This window comes from Methylobacterium sp. B1 (assembly GCF_000333255.1).
GTDB lineage: Bacteria > Pseudomonadota > Alphaproteobacteria > Rhizobiales > Beijerinckiaceae > Methylobacterium > Methylobacterium fujisawaense.
This window is the reverse complement of record NZ_BACT01000492.1, coordinates 1-15,360: the sequence shown is the minus strand read 5'-3', so window position 1 is coordinate 15,360 and position 15,360 is coordinate 1. Positions and strand designations below refer to the sequence as shown.

Annotated in this window: 12 protein-coding genes and 3 pseudogenes; 9 read left to right on the top strand and 6 right to left on the bottom strand. The window is 67.0% G+C overall.

Translation table 11 applies throughout. The annotated features are described in order from the left end of the window. Positions 1 to 634 (bottom strand): annotated as a pseudogene (locus I53_RS14435) (ABC transporter ATP-binding protein); the annotation flags it as partial. A 311-nt stretch (positions 635 to 945) separates the two neighbouring features. Beyond that, positions 946 to 1,227, bottom strand: a complete 282-nt coding sequence (locus I53_RS14430) for a hypothetical protein (protein WP_043351832.1) — start codon at positions 1,225 to 1,227, stop codon at positions 946 to 948. 334 nt (positions 1,228 to 1,561) lie between these two features. Here I53_RS14430 and I53_RS14425 point away from each other — a divergent pair, with 334 nt between their 5' ends. Then, entirely contained in the window at positions 1,562 to 2,458 is an 897-nt protein-coding gene (locus I53_RS14425; protein ID WP_043351830.1) for a LysR substrate-binding domain-containing protein, read from the top strand. A gap of 38 nt (positions 2,459 to 2,496) precedes the next feature. Here I53_RS14425 and I53_RS14420 read toward each other — a convergent pair whose 3' ends face one another. From I53_RS14420 to nhaA, 3 genes and pseudogenes are all read right to left on the bottom strand, one after another. Continuing rightward, entirely contained in the window at positions 2,497 to 3,267 is a 771-nt protein-coding gene (locus I53_RS14420; protein ID WP_043351828.1) for a potassium channel family protein, read from the bottom strand. Positions 3,268 to 3,293: 26 nt separating this feature from the next. Then, complete coding sequence (locus tag I53_RS33955) at positions 3,294 to 3,470, bottom strand: hypothetical protein (protein ID WP_164706322.1); 177 nt, start codon at positions 3,468 to 3,470, stop codon at positions 3,294 to 3,296. A 77-nt stretch (positions 3,471 to 3,547) separates the two neighbouring features. Then, a pseudogene (gene nhaA / locus I53_RS14415) lies at positions 3,548 to 4,727 on the bottom strand (Na+/H+ antiporter NhaA). A gap of 712 nt (positions 4,728 to 5,439) precedes the next feature. Here nhaA and I53_RS33950 point away from each other — a divergent pair. From I53_RS33950 to I53_RS14400, 4 genes are all read left to right on the top strand, one after another. Further along, positions 5,440 to 5,583, top strand: a complete 144-nt coding sequence (locus I53_RS33950; RefSeq protein WP_158498431.1) for a hypothetical protein — start codon at positions 5,440 to 5,442, stop codon at positions 5,581 to 5,583. Between the two features lie 118 nt (positions 5,584 to 5,701). Beyond that, positions 5,702 to 6,619 (top strand): hypothetical protein, encoded by a 918-nt coding sequence (locus I53_RS14410; protein ID WP_043351826.1) that lies wholly within the window; start codon positions 5,702 to 5,704, stop codon positions 6,617 to 6,619. Further along, on the top strand, positions 6,616 to 7,881 hold the full coding sequence (locus tag I53_RS14405) for an HlyD family efflux transporter periplasmic adaptor subunit (RefSeq protein ID WP_051044818.1): 1,266 nt from the start codon (positions 6,616 to 6,618) through the stop codon (positions 7,879 to 7,881). The genes I53_RS14410 and I53_RS14405 overlap by 4 nt, the downstream gene beginning before the upstream one ends. Before the next feature lie 55 nt (positions 7,882 to 7,936). After that, positions 7,937 to 10,045 carry a peptidase domain-containing ABC transporter gene (locus I53_RS14400; protein ID WP_251982318.1) on the top strand — a complete coding sequence of 703 codons (2,109 nt, stop codon included), beginning with the start codon at positions 7,937 to 7,939 and terminating at the stop codon, positions 10,043 to 10,045. Here I53_RS14400 and I53_RS14395 read toward each other — a convergent pair. After that, positions 9,984 to 11,426, bottom strand: coding sequence for a TolC family protein (locus tag I53_RS14395; RefSeq protein ID WP_051044817.1), 1,443 nt, complete (start codon positions 11,424 to 11,426; stop codon positions 9,984 to 9,986). The two genes, I53_RS14400 and I53_RS14395, sit on opposite strands and share 62 nt — an antisense overlap. Positions 11,427 to 11,681: 255 nt before the next feature. Between I53_RS14395 and I53_RS14390 the strand changes: the two genes are divergently transcribed. The 4 genes and pseudogenes from I53_RS14390 to I53_RS14370 form a co-directional block, all read left to right on the top strand. Then, entirely contained in the window at positions 11,682 to 12,032 is a 351-nt protein-coding gene (locus I53_RS14390) for a hypothetical protein (RefSeq protein ID WP_148291147.1), read from the top strand. A 457-nt stretch (positions 12,033 to 12,489) separates the two neighbouring features. Further along, complete coding sequence (locus tag I53_RS14380) at positions 12,490 to 13,242, top strand: Crp/Fnr family transcriptional regulator (RefSeq protein ID WP_306307440.1); 753 nt, start codon at positions 12,490 to 12,492, stop codon at positions 13,240 to 13,242. Positions 13,243 to 14,497: 1,255 nt separating this feature from the next. Then, entirely contained in the window at positions 14,498 to 14,758 is a 261-nt protein-coding gene (locus I53_RS14375) for a GlsB/YeaQ/YmgE family stress response membrane protein (protein ID WP_043351821.1), read from the top strand. A gap of 52 nt (positions 14,759 to 14,810) precedes the next feature. Then, positions 14,811 to 15,360, top strand: a pseudogene (locus tag I53_RS14370) (PhnA-like protein); the annotation flags it as partial.

The following is a 15,360-nucleotide window of genomic DNA, read 5'->3' as shown; positions in this document are numbered from 1 at the left end:
GGGCCGCGGCCGACCGGAGCGCCGGTCCCACCCAGAGGAGCCAGATCCCGAGCAGCAGAGAGGCGACCACGAGATTGAAGGCGAGAAAGAAGGGGTGATAGAAGCTCGTCAGAACAAGACCAATCCCGGATTGCAGAAGGATTGCAAATCCGCCGATCAGGAGATGCGGGACCGCCTTCTGAACCGTCACGAGATCGAAGAAGCGGTTGAACAGAGCGCTGCGCCGAGCGTCGTCGAACTGCGGATCCCTGGCGTAAACGGCGCGCACGGTGATATCCGCGACGATCCTGGCGAAGACGCGCCGTTCGAATAGGGCCATCACGTAGATGCGGGCCGCACTCAGGGCGGCGACGACCAGCAGCAATCCGAGCAAGAGACCCGACAGGACGAACAAGGGCGCCGGCAGCCCCGTGTTCGCCACGGAGTTGATCAGGAGCTGGACGGAAACGGGTGCCGCGAGACCCAGGAGCGCGATGGCACCTCCGTAGACGATCGCCAGCCAGACAAAACGCGCCTCCGGGTTCAAGAGGCGCGCGATGAGCCTGCAGGCTTCCACGACAGTCAAAGGGGTGTGTCTGATCGCATCCATCGATCGATGACTTTCCAGAATAGGTTCGATTTGTGCGTTCTGCATCACGATTTCGATCGGATGCAGTCCGTTGCTCGCCAGTCATTGGTCAATTGCTGTCTCCCGGCGTCCGGATCACGCCGCGGATCGGCACCCGCGAGGCGCCTCTCCGGGTCGGGGCGCGATCGCGCTGCGGTCTCGCAGAGGACGCGGCGGACGATTTGCGGGAGGACTCCCGGAGGAGACCGCCGGGACACGCCCTGTGAGGCGAGGATCGGGAGAGCGGTCCGCCATGACACGATGGCGTGGCGGACCGATACGTTGCCGGCCCTCACGTGAGACACGGCCGGCTGTCGGGCCGAGGACGCTGGCCCCGTTCAGCAGCGGTAGCCGCCCGCCGTCTGTCCGTATTGCTGCACCGGAAAGTGCTGCTGATCAGCATTGCCTTCCTGCGCCGAGCTTCTCCGGCAGCCACCAGTGGAGAACCGCGGGGCGTCCGACATGTCGATCGCGCCGGTCGACAGTCCGTCCCAGGTCGTCCGGGGCAGGGGCCGCATTTGAGATCCGACGCGGTAGTCGGCGACGGCCGCAGAGATCGGCGCGATCGCGCAGAGGGCCGTCACGAGCGCCACACGGGCTGTCTTCAGCGAAGTCTTCATGGTTCGTCTCCACTCAAGATCACGGTCATATCGACCTGTTCGCGGCTGAGGCGCACCGGCCCGCCAATGCGTGACCGACATTCTCGCTCATCCACGCAAATGATCTGGAAACGACCGGGCCGCAGAACAACGCTACGGAGCCAATGATGATCATTGCGAAAATAAATGGACACAGGATTGGACATGGCAGAGATAATTTTTAATCCTGCGACACCTCGTGCAAGCTTATGGTCATGTGCGTTTCATCACGCAGCGGCGTCGATTCTGACATTGAGGCGGCAGGAATGCGGCCCGGGTGCTTGCAGGGCGCCCGGAGAGATTTGATGTCGGGACGATGCCGGGTCCGCCCCTTCCGTTCGACCTCGATTTGTTGCGCACCTTCGTCGCGATCGTCGACAACGGCAGTTTCACGCGTGCCGCTCAACGCCTGAGCCTGACGCAATCGACCGTGTCGCTGCAGATCAAGCGCCTGGAAGATGGGCTCGCACGCCGCTTGTTCGACCGGGACGGCCGGGACTTGCAGCTGACGCCCGAGGGCGAGATCCTGCTCACCTATGCGCGGCAGATCTTGCGGCTGGGAGCCGAGGCGCTCTCGCGCCTGCGCGAGTCGGATGTATCGGGCGTCGTCAGGCTCGGAACGCCCGAGGATTTTGCGACGACGCACCTGTCGGAGGTTCTGGCGTGTTTCGCGAGGACCCATCCGCAGGTCGCGCTTCAGGTGCAGTGCGACTTCACTGTCAACCTCCTCGCTGATTTCGCGAAGGGTCGCTACGACCTGATCTTGTTCAAGCGCGAGCCGCAGGGGCCGAGCGGCGGGACCAAGGTCTGGCGGGAGGTGCTCGACTGGGTCGCGTCGCCGCGCCTCGTCACGGAAACCGGGGGCCCGATCCCCCTCATCCTCGCACCGGCCCCCGATGTCTATCGCAAGCGTGCGCTGTCAGCCCTCGACGCGGCCGGACGCGACTGGCGCATCGTCTACACCAGCCCAAGTTTGGCCGGGCTTCAGGCCGCCGTCCAAGCCGGGCTCGGCGTAACGGTTCTGCCGACGGAAATGATACCGGCGGACATGGTCTCGGTGTCTGCCCGGCTTCAGCTTCCGAAACTGCCCGATACGGAGATCGTCCTTTACCGGGCTCCCGGACATGTCACGCCGGCTGCCGAGCTGCTGTCGTCGACAATCATCGCCGCCCTGGAGCAGCGCGTCGTGGTGTCCAAGGCCGTCGCCGTGTGACGGCCTTGGACACCACGACCCTGACGCCCGCAAGAGCGTCAGTCGGCTCCCTCATCGGGGATGTTCAGGAGGTTGCCGCAGGCCTTGCAGTGCACCGCGTCCGGCTCATGGCGTTGCAGCCCGCAGGCGTCGCAGGGGAAGCGCACCTTGTACGGCCGGAACACCACCTGCGCGAGGCGGAAGAACAGCGTCACGCCGCAAATCATCACGAAGACCGAGAGCAGCCGGCCCGTCGGTCCCGGCAGTGTGATGTCGCCGTAGCCCGTGGTCGTCAGGGACGTGACCGTGAAGTACAGAGCGTCGATGGGCGTCTGAATGGCCGGATTGGTGTTGTGCTGCGTGGCGTAGACGATGCCCGTCATCGTGAACACGAACACCACCAAGTTGGTCGCGGCCAGGATCGCATCTTCGTTCCGGCGGAACAGTTCGCTGTCCTGCCGCAGCCGCTCCAGCAGATGATAGGTGCGCAGCAGACGGAGCGTGCGCAGGATCCGCAGGAAGCCGACGCCCTCGACCAGCACCGGGGCCAGGAACGAGGCGACGGCCACGAGGTCCGTCCAGGTGCTGAGATGCCGGAATTCGCGGAGCGGGGTGCGGCTGATGCCGAGGCGGGCGGCGAAGTCGAGCAGGACGAACACGCCCAGCGCCACATCGCAGGCGATGATCCAGGGTATCAGCGGCAGGAACGAGGTGACGATGACGAAGGCGATCGTCGCCACGTCGAACACGAGCAGGACGTAGCGGAAGCGGTGCGCGCGCCGCGTGTCCCCCTCGTACAGTTCACGCAGCGTCGCGGTCAGTGTCGTCATCGGTCGTCGGGCTTCGGGGCCAGAGCTCAAGAATCCTGCATCCCCGCGTACCCGACCGCGGCTCCCTCTGCACCGCCGCCCAGCCAGGAGAGCAGCAGCAGGATCATCGCCCCGAGGAGCATGACCCCAGTGAGCGCCAGCACGAAATCGGACAGCCGGCCCTCGATGGTGCCGGGACGACGCTTTGGAAGGTGACGGCGCATGGTGCTCCACCAGGTTTCGCGGGAGATCGACGGATCGAGGCTGTCGCGCCCCGTCGCCGCGCGGCAGCGGCTTCGGCTCAGCGGTGAGACGGACGGGCCGGGGCAAGCCGCAGAACCAGAGCCCCGGCGGCCATGCAGGCGAGCGACCCGAGCAGCACGCCGATCTTGGTCTCGGCTTCCAGATCCGGCTGCGTCGCAAAGGCCAGCAGGCCGATAAACAGGCTCATCGTGAAGCCGACCCCGCAGAGCACGGCGACGCCATAGACCTGAGCCCAGCTCGCACCGCGCGGGCGCTGCGCCCAGCCGAGCTTTACGGTCGCGAGCACGAAGCCGAAGACGCCGACTTGCTTGCCGAGGAACAGGCCCAGCGCCACGCCCAGCGTCACCGGGTCGAGCAACATCGCCGGCTGACCCCGGCGAAAGACACGCCGGCGTTGGGAAGCCGAACACCGGCAGGATCAGGAAGGCCGACCACGGGCTGACGGCATGTTCGAGGATGTGCAGCGGCGAGGTCGGGTCGTCCGGCCTGCCGACGCTCAGCCGGAGCGGCACCGTGAGGGCCAGCAGGACGCCCGCGACGGTCGCATGCACGCCCGACAGGAGCGTGAACACCCACAGCACCGCGCCGAGGGCAAGATAGGGCCACAGGCGGCTGACGCCGGCCTTGTTCAGCCCGTACAGCGCGGCGAGCGTCGCGGCCGCACCGCCGAGCATCGGCAATGACAGGTCGGCGGTGTAGAACACGGCGATGACGATCACCGCGCCGAGGTCGTCGAGGATGGCGAGCGCGGTGAGGAACACCTTGAGCGAAACCGGCACGCGCGAGCCCAGCAGCGCCAGCACGCCGAGGGCGAAAGCGATGTCGGTGGCCGCCGGGATCGCCCAACCGCGCAGGGTCTCGGGCGTGCGCCAATTGACGGCGGCGTAGACGAGCGCCGGGAGGATCATGCCGCCGAGTGCGGCCACACCCGGCAGGATGCGGTCCGGCCACGTACGCAGCCGCCCGTCCAGCAGCTCGCGTTTGATCTCCAGGCCGACGAGCAGGAAGAACACGGCCATCAGGCCGTCGTTGATCCAGTGCAGGACCGAGAGTGGGCCGAGATGGGTCTTGAGCCCCGCGAAATAGACGTCGGCCAGCGGCGAGTTGGCGACGACCAAGGCCAGCGCAGCGCTCGCCATGAGCACGAGGCCGCCACCCGCTCCGCTCGTGAGCAGGCCGCGCAGGGACGACCGGGGACGATAGGTGAGTGTCGGCACGCGCACAGGCCTTCCGCCGCTGGCGGCCCGACCAACGCTGAAGCCTGCCGATCCGACCTTCGGATCATGCACCCGGGTCGGGATATCTCACCGATGAGCGTTGCCGGCAACCTCCCTCCGTGTCGCTGCGCAAGGGGCCGGCGGAGCACGGTTCACCAGCGCGCGATGGCGTGCTGGCTCATCGCACCTGAGCGCCCCCGGAAGCCGCCGGTTGGTCGGGCACCCGGTCCGATCGGCTGCGAAGGTTAAACCCGTGGCCGCCTCAGGGTGGGTCTTCGGACCCTCAGGATGGTCGAGATGGGTGCTCACGCCGCTCGAAGCTGCCGCAGCGCTGCGATCCCTTCGCGTGCGACCGCCTCGACGGTGGTGGCCGTGGCCAGTCGGCGTTCGGCGTGACGGGCTTGAACGCCACCGGTCCGGTCGCTGCAATGCGTCTGTGCACCGGGCAGAATGCGGAGCCCGACACCTCTGGAGGCTTCGCGCTTCGCCGCGTCCTGGGCCGCACCGGTATTCATGGCCGCGGGGCACGATCTGCGATCCCGGACCACAGCCGGTTCCACGGAGGAGGCGGACCTAACGCCGAACGGCGCAGGGCTTAACACTTACGCAAGCGATCCGATGCAACTACTGAGTGGTATCGACTCCGAGACACCACAACTATAAGTGAGTCGGAGGCGACGACGGCGTCGCTGGTTAACGAGGCCTGAGAATCATGAAGAAACTCGACCTGAAGACCTTGAAGACTGTGTCCGGCGGTCATGGCTCCCAGCAGGGCCTGGCTGTCGGCTTGAATCTTGGCGGCCTCAGCGTCGGCGTTGGACTTGGGCTCGGATCGTCCTCCGGCAAGTCTCGCTGACCCAAGCGACCGGCGCGCGGGGCTCCGTCCCGCGCGCCAGCACACAGGCAGCCTAACATCGATCGTTCCGCGGCGGCTCCCGCACCGGTCAGTCAGCGACTTCCAGGGGCGTCGGGCAATGGAGCCGATCTCGGGTATCTCCAGGAAGGCGGCGCTCATCGCCGGACTGCCGCTCCCCCTGCGCCGCCTGGCTTTGCGAACCGTGTTCCGCGTGTACGCAGCGGTCGGCCGCAGCCCGCGTTCCGGCCTCGCGGACCGGTTCGAACGCGTGCTCCGTCTGCCGCGGCGGGAGGCGCGGCGCCTCGACCGCGAGGCGGCCTTCCATGACGCGCTGGCCGAGCTGGAATGGCTCGCGCTCCTGACCCGCAGCCGGGCCGCGATCCAGCGGGACCTCGCCCATGTGGTGACCCAGTCGCCCGAGGTCCTGAGGCGGATCGCGGCGAGCGGTGAGCCGGTCATTCTCGCGCCCCTGCACATGGGTCCCTACGTGATCGGGCTCCTCAGCATCCTGGTCACCTTCTTCCCCGGCCGCTCCGTGCTGATCCTGAGACGCCGGGACGACAGGCCGCTGGAGACCCGGGTAATGGAACGCATCACCGAGTTCGGGATGCCGGTGCGCTTCCTCACCGTCACGGATCGGGCCGGCTATCTCCCCGCCATTCGCTATGCCCGACGGGGCGCGGTCATCGTCGTGTTCGCCGATCTACCGCCGCGCTACGGCAAGCCGGCCCCGATGCCGATCTTCGGCCTACCGACCGCGTTCGCCTTCGGCATCGACAGCTTGGCGCACCTGACCGGCGCGACGGTGGTGCCCTTGGCGATCGGCGCCGAGGCGGGCGGTGCGGTTGTGGTGCCGCGCTATCCCTTCGCCGTGCAGGCAAACGATGCGCTCGAACGCGGGCGCGTCGCGGACCTGATGCGCCGGCATATCGAGACGACGATCCGGGAACGTCCCGCACAATGGCACTTCTGGCCGTCGCTCCAGGAGTACCTGGCGGCCGAGGATCCCCTGATGCCCATCGAGAGGGCCGCGTGAGCGACACCCTCGCCGCGCCCGGACGGACGCAACTCGGCTTTCTGCAGCGCCGGACGGGTGCCCTCCACCTCCATCGTGATCGTGGCGCCTCGGCCATGGCGTGGTTCTTCGGCCTGATGATCGTGCTGGTGATCAGCGCCCTCTTTTTCGGCCGTTTCGCGCGAACCGAGTCCGTGCGGGGCTATGTCTCGGCGGTCTCCGGGATGTCGCGTCTGGATGCCCGCGCACCCGGCATCGTCGCTGCGATCGACGTGCGCCAGGGCGAGACGGTGTGGCGCGGCCAGCGGCTGATGCAGGTGAAGCTGCGCGAGCCGACGGTGGGCGGCGTCTCCACGGTCGCGGCGGATCTGACGAGCCTGACCGAGCGCCGGGCCGTCCTGGAGCGTGAACGCGACCGCCTGACGACCTTCCTCGCGCGGGCCGACCGGGAGACAGCGGAGATCGACGCCAATGTCGAGGCCGTGAGCGCGGCCTTCGCGCAACAGGAGACGATCCTGCGCATGGGCCTCCGGGAGCAGGGGGCAATCGTAGCGCGCGTCCAGACCTATCTCGACCAAGGTTACGCCACCCGAGACGCGCTCAATCTGCAACGCCGGACGCTCCTCGATTACGGACGGCAGATGGCCGAGTTGCAGGCCCGGCGCGCCGAGCTGCGGCAACAGGCGGACGAACGCAAACGCACCCAGCGCTTCGGCTTGGCCGAGAAGACTGGACAGCTCGCCGCCGTGCGCAACGAGCTGAGCGGAATCGTGGCTCGGATCGCCGGGCAGGCGGCGCAATCCCAACTCGACATCGTCGCCCCGGTCGATGGGCAGGTTGCCGGCCTGTTCGTGGAGACGGGCGCGTCCGTGGCGGCCGATCAGGTTCTTGCCGTCGTCGGCGACATCCGCGCCGACCCGGTGATCGTGCTCGGCGTGCCCGCGCGAGCGGTCGGCCTCGCCAAGGTCGGACAGAGGGTGGTGCTCAAATACGATGCCTTCCCGTTCAAGACCTTCGGCATCGGCCACGGGACCATCACGTCGATCTCGGAATCGCCCCTGCGTCCGGCCGCCGACCTGCCGCCTGCCCAGGACGCGCGGGAATCGAACCGGCAATCCACCTACCGGATCGAGGTCCTCCCGGAATCCCGCACCATCCGCGCCTACGGCGTCGACGAGCCGATCCGGATCGGTTCGACCCTGAGCGCCGACATCGTCGTGGAGCGGCGGCGGCTGATCGACTGGGTGCTCGATCCGATCCGGGCCATGCGCGGCAGGGGTTGACATCATGACGGGTTGGCTGAGCCGTATCCTGGCGCGGCGGCGCAGGATCCGCTGGATGGCCCAGAGCGAGGCCAAGGAATGTGGCCTCGCGTGCTTGGCGATGGTGGCCAATTACCACCGGCACCAGATCGACCTGAGCTACCTGCGTGCGCTTTTCCCTCTGTCGCAGTCCGGCATGTCCCTCGCCGACATCGTCGAGGTCGCCGACGGGCTGGGATTCGATGCCAACGGCTTCGCGCTTTCGAATGTCGGCGAGTTGTCCGGGGTGGCGCTCCCGGCGATCCTGCACTGGAATGGCAACCACTTCGTCGTCCTGGAGCGCATCGGGCGCGACGGCTACCGGATCCAGGACCCTGAATTCGGGCTGCGGATCTACGACCGCGCCGATATGGAACGCCTCTTCTCCGGGGTGGTCCTCGAATTCCAACCGCGCATGGATTTTGCGCGCCTGACGGCCGAGCGCCGCCTCGGCTTCATGGAGGTGTTCCGCGCGACCCGGGGGCTCGGCGGCACCGTCTGGCAGATCTGCCTGGTCTCGCTCGCCATCGCCCTGCTGGGCCTCGGCATGCCGATCCTGCTGGAGATCGCCCTCGACGTGGTCATCCCGCAGGTCGATCTCGATCTGCTGCGCGTGCTCGCCATCGGGCTGGCGGCGATGATGGCCTTCGAGGCCGTGGGCCGCTGGCTGCGGGACGCCATCGTGCTGCGCTCATCGACGCTGATGCAGTTGCAGTTCACGCGCAACGTCGTGGGGCACGCCTTCCGGCTGCCGCTCGGCTATTTCGAGCGGCGCCATCCCGGGGATTTCGTCGTGCGGGTCGATTCCATCGACCACATCAAGACTTTCCTGGTCGGCGGTCTCGTCACCGCCATCGCGGACACGCTCACGTCCGTGCTGCTCGTCGGCCTGATGTACTACTACGCGCCACTCATGGCCGGCTTGACCTTGCTGACTCTCGCGGCCGTTCTGCTGGTCCGGGCCGTGACGTTTCCGGCCCTGAACCGGTACACCGCGACCTCCCTGGAGGCCCGCTCCGAAGAGCAGGGTCGGCTCCTGGACGGTCTGCGCCGGGTCGACACCCTGAAGGCCCATAACGCCGCGGACCTGTTCGCGATGCGATGGTTCGAAAGCTTCGCGCGCTTCGCCAACACGGATTTCCGCGCCCGCCACGCGACCATCGATGCCGAACTCTTCATGCATCTCGTCATCGCGACGAGCACCGTGACGACGCTGTACATGGGTGTGACCGGCGTCATCGGGAACACCCTGACGATCGGCTCGCTCTACGCCTTCTTTGCCCTGCGCGGCGACTTTTTCGAACGGGTGAACCGGCTGACGGTCAACCTGATGCATCTCTCGGTGATGCGGGTTCACTTCCAGCGTCTGGACGATCTCGTCGGCCAGGAGGCGGAGCCGGGCGCGGACGATGTCTGCATCCACCGGAAAGTGCGCCGGACGGTGGCGCTCGAAGGCGTCCGCGTGCAATTCGGTCGGGCGGATGCCCCGCTCTTGCGCGACGTCGACCTGACGATCGACGTCGCGGCTGGCGAGAGCATCGCGATCGTGGGTGCCTCCGGCTCGGGCAAATCGTCCCTGCTCAAGATCCTGGCGAGCCTCCACGAGCCGGCGGCGGGCCGTCTCAGTGTGGACGGAGCCGCGCTGCAGCAATTCGGGCGGCGGGAATTCCGGGCCAATCTCGGCGTCGTCTTCGCCGACGATGGCGTGTTCGCCGGGACCGTGGCCGATAATCTCGCCTTGTTCGACCCGTCCGTCACGCGGGCGCAGATGGAGCGGGCCCTCGATCAGGTCGGCCTGCGCGAGGCGGTCGAAGCCTTGCCCCAAGATTTCGCCACCCTGATCGCGGAGGAGAGCGGCCTGCTGTCGACCGGCCAGCGGCGGCGTCTGCTCATCGCCCGGGCCCTGTGCCGGCAGCCGCGCCTCCTGCTCCTCGACGAGGTGACCGCCAACCTCGACCCGGACACCGAGCGGTCGCTGATCGACAGTCTGCGGCGTGTGGAGGCCGCAAAGGTCTACGTCACCCACAGCCGGCAGGTCCTCGCCGGCGTCGATCGGGTGATGCGGATCCACGACGGGCGCCTCGTCACGGAGCGTCATCTGGATCGATCCGCGACAGACGCAGCACCGGTTCCGGAGCCGGCTTGAGCTCCGTGTGGCTTCCCCGCAGCGGAGGGACGCCGGATCGGACCAGCGGCGATTCCGCAACCCGAGACGCGGCCCGCGGCAGCACCCGCGCCCGTTTGCCGACGGCGCCCGGATGGTCGACGTCGAGCAAGCCGGCGGCGGCTGCGAGCGCGAGCGACAGGGCGTCCCGCTCCGCCGCGACGGCCGCCGCGCCGGCCTCCGCGTCACCCAGCTCGGCCCGGAGGTTCAGCGCGTCGAAGATCGTCCGAAAGCCGGCGACACGTTCGATCTCCATGCCCTTGACGGACTGACGCAGGGCAACCACCCGGGCGTAAAGCCGCGCCGCCTGCTCGGCGACGGTTTTGTGCCGGAGGAAGTCGACGCGCGCCGTGCTGAGCGTCGTGCGCTCGATATCCTGGACCTCATAGCCCCGCTGGCGCGCCGCCGCGGAAGCCTCCGCGACGCGCGGGAATGCGCCGGGCTCGTAGAGGGGGATCCGGGCGAGCAGGCGCGTCGTGGTGTCGGTGATCCGATCCAGGGCTGCGCTGTAGCCGAATTGAGAGATCCGCGAGACCTGCAGATTCACGCTCGGCAGCAGGTCGGCGGTCACGGCGTCGGCCCGCGCCGCATCCGATTGAACGCCGAGACGCGCCGCGATCAGCCCTGGATTGTTGGTGCGGACGAGCGCCTCGTAGGCTTCCGGCGTGCGGGGCAGCGTGCCGGGCAGGCGCGGCGGGGCAACCCGCTCTGGATCCATCCCGGTGAGACGCACCACGGTCGCCCGGGACGCCGCGAGATCCGAGCGCGCCCGCTCGCGCTCAGCCTCCGCGGCCTGGAGCCGGGATCGGGCCAGCGCGGCATCGGTGCGCGTCGCGTCCCCGACCGCGAGCTGGCGCTCCGTGGCGTCGAGGATCCGGCCGATCGCTGCGCATTGGGCGTCCCTGAATTCCAGGATCTGCGTGTCCCGCATGACCGATAGGACGGCGATCGCCGCGTCGAGGAGGACCTGCTGACGCTTCCCCGCGACGAGGGCGCGTCCGGCATCCGTCTGTGCATCGACGGCACGGAGCGTGTTCAGTCGTCGAAACCCGTCGAAAAGCGGCAGGTCGGCCACGATTCCGAGTTGGTAGGGCGCTGCGCGCGGCGTCACGTCGAGGCCCACGACCGTCGGAGCGATCTCGGGGCTGTAGCGGATCCGGCTGCTCAGCGGCGCGTCGGCCAGCACTGAGACGGTCGGCATGAAGGCGTCCTTCGCGCCCCGGAGCCGCGCTTCGGCACCCTCCTGCCGTGCATTCTCCGCTCGGAGGGTAAAGCTTTCCACGAGCGCGGCCGCGGCTGAATCGAGCTTTTCACCACCGACAGCCGGTCGCGTCACAGGGATGACGAGAAGTCCGATCGTCATCGCAGCAGCCGCGACTCGGGATCTCCGAGTCGGCATCCACGTCCCCATCGCTTACGACACATTCGAAGCCACTGCGTATCGCGGAGTCGCCTGGGCCAGATCCATTCGCGTCGCCTGCCCGCCACCGATGTTGTGGCAAAGAAAATATTAACTACAACTTAAAGGTGCGAAAATTGCAGAGGTTCAGGCCGGGGTTCCCCCCTCGGATTCCCGGCGGCAGCGTACACGGCGAGGGAGCGGACGTCGAAGCGGCCAATGCCTGACATTTCCAATCCGGACCGACGCGCAGGCCCCGGAAGCGGTTACAACCTGTGTTTGGGTGCCATGCCCCGGCATGATGAAGCTTCCACCCGAAGCGCGGAGGGTTGCCCGTCCAATCGTGTCCCCCGGCAGGAAGCCGCCCCGAACGTACTGGTCGAGCTCGAATGGCCGGCCAACGCGCATATCGAGGCGCATGCCACCGCTATCGCCGCCGGGGAGGTCGATGCGTTCCTCGGCCGCGACCTTCTGGTCGATCGTCCCGGAGCGACGACCTTCTCCTTGAGCGTCGTACCGGAGGGGAGCGGCCGCCTCGTCGCCAGAGGCCTGTGCCGCCGGACGAGGTGAGGGCAGAGACCCCGGTGCTGTCTGCCGGCAGCGGCGCCGCCGCGCGTTGGCGAGATCAGGTTGATCGGACTCTGGCCGCGGAGGCAGGCGAGTCACCCCGTGAGCTTCTGATCCTGATCTGGATCGTCGAGGCCCTGCGCAGGCGTGGACAGCGCATCAGACGGATCTCCCGACACGGATCGATGACCGGCAGCAGGCAGCGCGTCAGGCTCCGCACGGACAGCGCGACGTGAAAAGACGCGAGGTGCCGCCGACCATCCGGAAAGCCCTTCATTAGGCCGGAGACCCAGTTCTCGCCGAATGGTCCGGCGACGTGGCTGCCTCCGGCGACGTGACGCGGGCCTCGCGATCGACCGCCGGACGCGGAAAAATATCCGTCCTATGAAGGAGCGGGTGTCTGATAATGGACCTAAGGTACTATGTTGCCCTTTGCCACCGTGGCCCGATGCAAGATGCCTTGATCCGCAAGCTTGAGAGCTTCGAGGACCTCACCGACGGCGATCGAGCTGCGCTGAGAGCCCTCGTTCCCCGCGTGCGCCAAGTGCCCGCACGTACGGACCTCATCGAGGAAGGCCATGTTCCCGAGCGGATCCATCTCATCCTCGACGGCTATGCCTGCCGTTACAAGGTCTTGCCGGACGGTCAGCGCCAGATCATGGCCTACTTGGTGCCGGGCGACTTCTGTGACCTGAACGTCTTCATCCTCGATCAGATGGACCATGCCATCGGCACGATCTCCCCTTGCCAAGTGGTCGAGATCTCCCGGAACGCCATCGAGGAAGTTACGGCACACTACCCTCAGGTGACCCGCGCGTTATGGTGGTGTGCCCTCGTGGACGAGGCGATCCTGCGCGAGTGGCTGGTCAACATCGGCAGCCGGCAGGCCCATCAGCGGATCGCACATCTGTTCTGCGAGCTGTTGTTGCGCTTGGAAGCCGTCGGGCGCGTCAGCGACAACAGTTACGCGTTCCCGTTCACACAGACCGACATCGCGGACACGATGGGCCTGTCGGACGTGCACGTGAGCCGCACGCTGAGGGAGTTGCGTCGGCTTCAATTCATCACGCTGAAGCGCCGGGTCCTGACGATCTTGGACGTTGAGCAACTCAAGGCGTATTGCGGATTCAACCCAAATTATCTGCACCTCAGAAACACGCGATGGAGCGCCCGCCGGCAGGTGCCGTGGCTGAGCAGCAGCCACGGAGCGTAGCGGTTGCGGGCCGGGAGGACGTCCGAGATCCTGGGCGCTCCAGCGGATCTCCGCCGACACCGGGCTCTGATCACGAAGGCATGCCGGCAGTCGCGAGCGGGCTTCGGGTGATCGTTATCACGCATCTTGTCGCGCTGAAGGACCCGGCAAATAAAATAGGCCTCTCGCTTAATTCGGCCTCTGAGCCGACATACGCGCGCCAGCACCCTATACTGTCGAAGGCACAGCGCGCTTGATACGCGAGTTGTACGCGGAATACGCATAAGGTTTGCAGACTCAGGGCGCAACACCATCGCGAGGCGCTATATGGACCTTTATTTACATCTACAGAAGCAGGATCGTCGAATTGACGACCCTGGGTTGCGTCGGTGTAGCGATCGGCACGCCGTTCTCGCCGGGATCTGGCGAGTCTGACAACCAATTCCAAAAACTGATTTACGGCTCCACGTCAAAGACTTGTGTAGAATCGGAACGCCGGCGCGGTTCATCCACGTTTCGCGGATGTTACCAAAGGGCGTCCTGACCCGTCGTATCGGCCATGCTGCATATGGCGGCGCGGCGTAGAAGGATGGCGCTGCCGTCCGTGCATCACGGCTTTCGACCTTTCGGTCGCAGGGTTGGCGCCGGAGCACTCCGACACGCCGAAACGAAGGGCGACCAGGGCCAGAGCTCGGCAGCTCCGGAGGGTACCCACCCCGTAGCGCCCCCAAAACGCGGCTCGGGTTCTGGTCCCACACCGTTCGCAGCCACATCGCGCGCAGGTACGGTGTGACCGGCGTCAAACGAAACGGCGTCGTCGCTCTATACGCCGTGAGACGCCGGATCGAACAAAATCATTCATTTGATAGATTTGTAAAAATTCTGAGACTAAAACAACAAGCGCAAATCACTCAAGCTGGATCCCGAAGTTTTTAAATAGAACTTCGGAACATCTCGCCAGGCGCGGTCATTGAACAGGAGTACCCCGCTCGATTTTGGCATCTCGGTGGCGGCCCAGCCGGCAACCGAGGTGAGAAAGTTCTGTCGCGAAATCACGCCGTGACCTGATCGAGCTGACTGTCGGCACGATCAGCGGGGACATCCAGCCGGGAGCCGCGGCCCCGATCGAGGCGCGGTGCGCCGGGACGAAGACGACGCAGAGACAGGCGCACCGTCCTGCACGAGGCGGTCGGCCTCGCAGTGCGTCGAACGCCTGCCCCCATCGGCGCCGCTCCGGTGCCGGAACCCTGAAGCGCGCCGCGAACCGGAGCCGCCCATGTCCCTCCTTGCCTGGATCATCCTCGGCCTGATCGCCGGCTTCATCGGCAGCAAGATCGTCAACAACACCGGCCAGGGTGTGCTCGTCGACATCTTGCTCGGCGTCATCGGTGCCGTGGTCGGCGGATTCCTGTTCGAGCAGTTCGGGCAACCCGGCGTTTCGGGCCTCAACCTCTACAGCCTGCTCGTCGCGGTCGTCGGGGCCGTGGTCGTGCTGTGGCTCTACCACGCCCTCGTGCGACGCGGCCGGATCGTCTGATCCGCTTCAGCCGCCCGTTCCCTCGCAAATCACAGATCCCGGAGAAACCACAATGGCTACCGTCACCGATACCACCCTCGCGGCGACCGGCCGCGCCATCCCGGACCGGCCGGTGCTCGACCGTGGCCCGCCTCAGGGCAGCGCCGTCACACCGTCCGAGGACATCCGCACGATGATGCTGCACTCGGTCTCGTGGGGGGCGGTCCTCGCCGGCGCCACGGTCGGGCTGATCGCCCAGGTCGTCCTGAACATGCTCGGCCTCGGCATCGGCCTGTCGACGGTGGATCCCCTCGGCGACGGCACCCCGGCGGCGAGCGCGATCGGCATCGGTGCGGGCCTCTGGTTCGTCGTCTCCGGCGTCCTCGCCGCGGTGGCGGGTGGCGCCCTGGCCGGCCGGCTTTCGGGCAAGCCGTCGGCCGCAACCGCCGGGTATCACGGCCTTCTCGCCTGGGCGGTGTCAACCCTCGTCGTGCTGTACATGCTCTCGTCGGCGGCGAGCGGCCTCGTCGGCGGCGCCCTCGGTACGGCTTCGACGGCCATCGGTGGGATGAGCAAACGCGCGGGCGGATCCGTCTCGACCCTGGCGCAGGCGGGCGCCCCGT

Bases quoted from the DNA above. Each gene is read 5' to 3' on its own strand.
- I53_RS14430 (WP_043351832.1), bottom strand. From the start codon at position 1,227: ATGAAGACTTCGCTGAAGACAGCCCGTGTGGCGCTCGTGACGGCCCTC.
- I53_RS14425 (WP_043351830.1), top strand. From the start codon at position 1,562: ATGCCGGGTCCGCCCCTTCCGTTCGACCTCGATTTGTTGCGCACCTTC.
- I53_RS14420 (WP_043351828.1), bottom strand. From the start codon at position 3,267: ATGACGACACTGACCGCGACGCTGCGTGAACTGTACGAGGGGGACACG.
- I53_RS33955 (WP_164706322.1), bottom strand. From the start codon at position 3,470: ATGCGCCGTCACCTTCCAAAGCGTCGTCCCGGCACCATCGAGGGCCGG.
- I53_RS33950 (WP_158498431.1), top strand. From the start codon at position 5,440: ATGAAGAAACTCGACCTGAAGACCTTGAAGACTGTGTCCGGCGGTCAT.
- I53_RS14410 (WP_043351826.1), top strand. From the start codon at position 5,702: ATGGAGCCGATCTCGGGTATCTCCAGGAAGGCGGCGCTCATCGCCGGA.
- I53_RS14400 (WP_251982318.1), top strand. From the start codon at position 7,937: ATGGCCCAGAGCGAGGCCAAGGAATGTGGCCTCGCGTGCTTGGCGATG.
- I53_RS14395 (WP_051044817.1), bottom strand. From the start codon at position 11,426: ATGACGATCGGACTTCTCGTCATCCCTGTGACGCGACCGGCTGTCGGT.
- I53_RS14390 (WP_148291147.1), top strand. From the start codon at position 11,682: ATGCCTGACATTTCCAATCCGGACCGACGCGCAGGCCCCGGAAGCGGT.
- I53_RS14375 (WP_043351821.1), top strand. From the start codon at position 14,498: ATGTCCCTCCTTGCCTGGATCATCCTCGGCCTGATCGCCGGCTTCATC.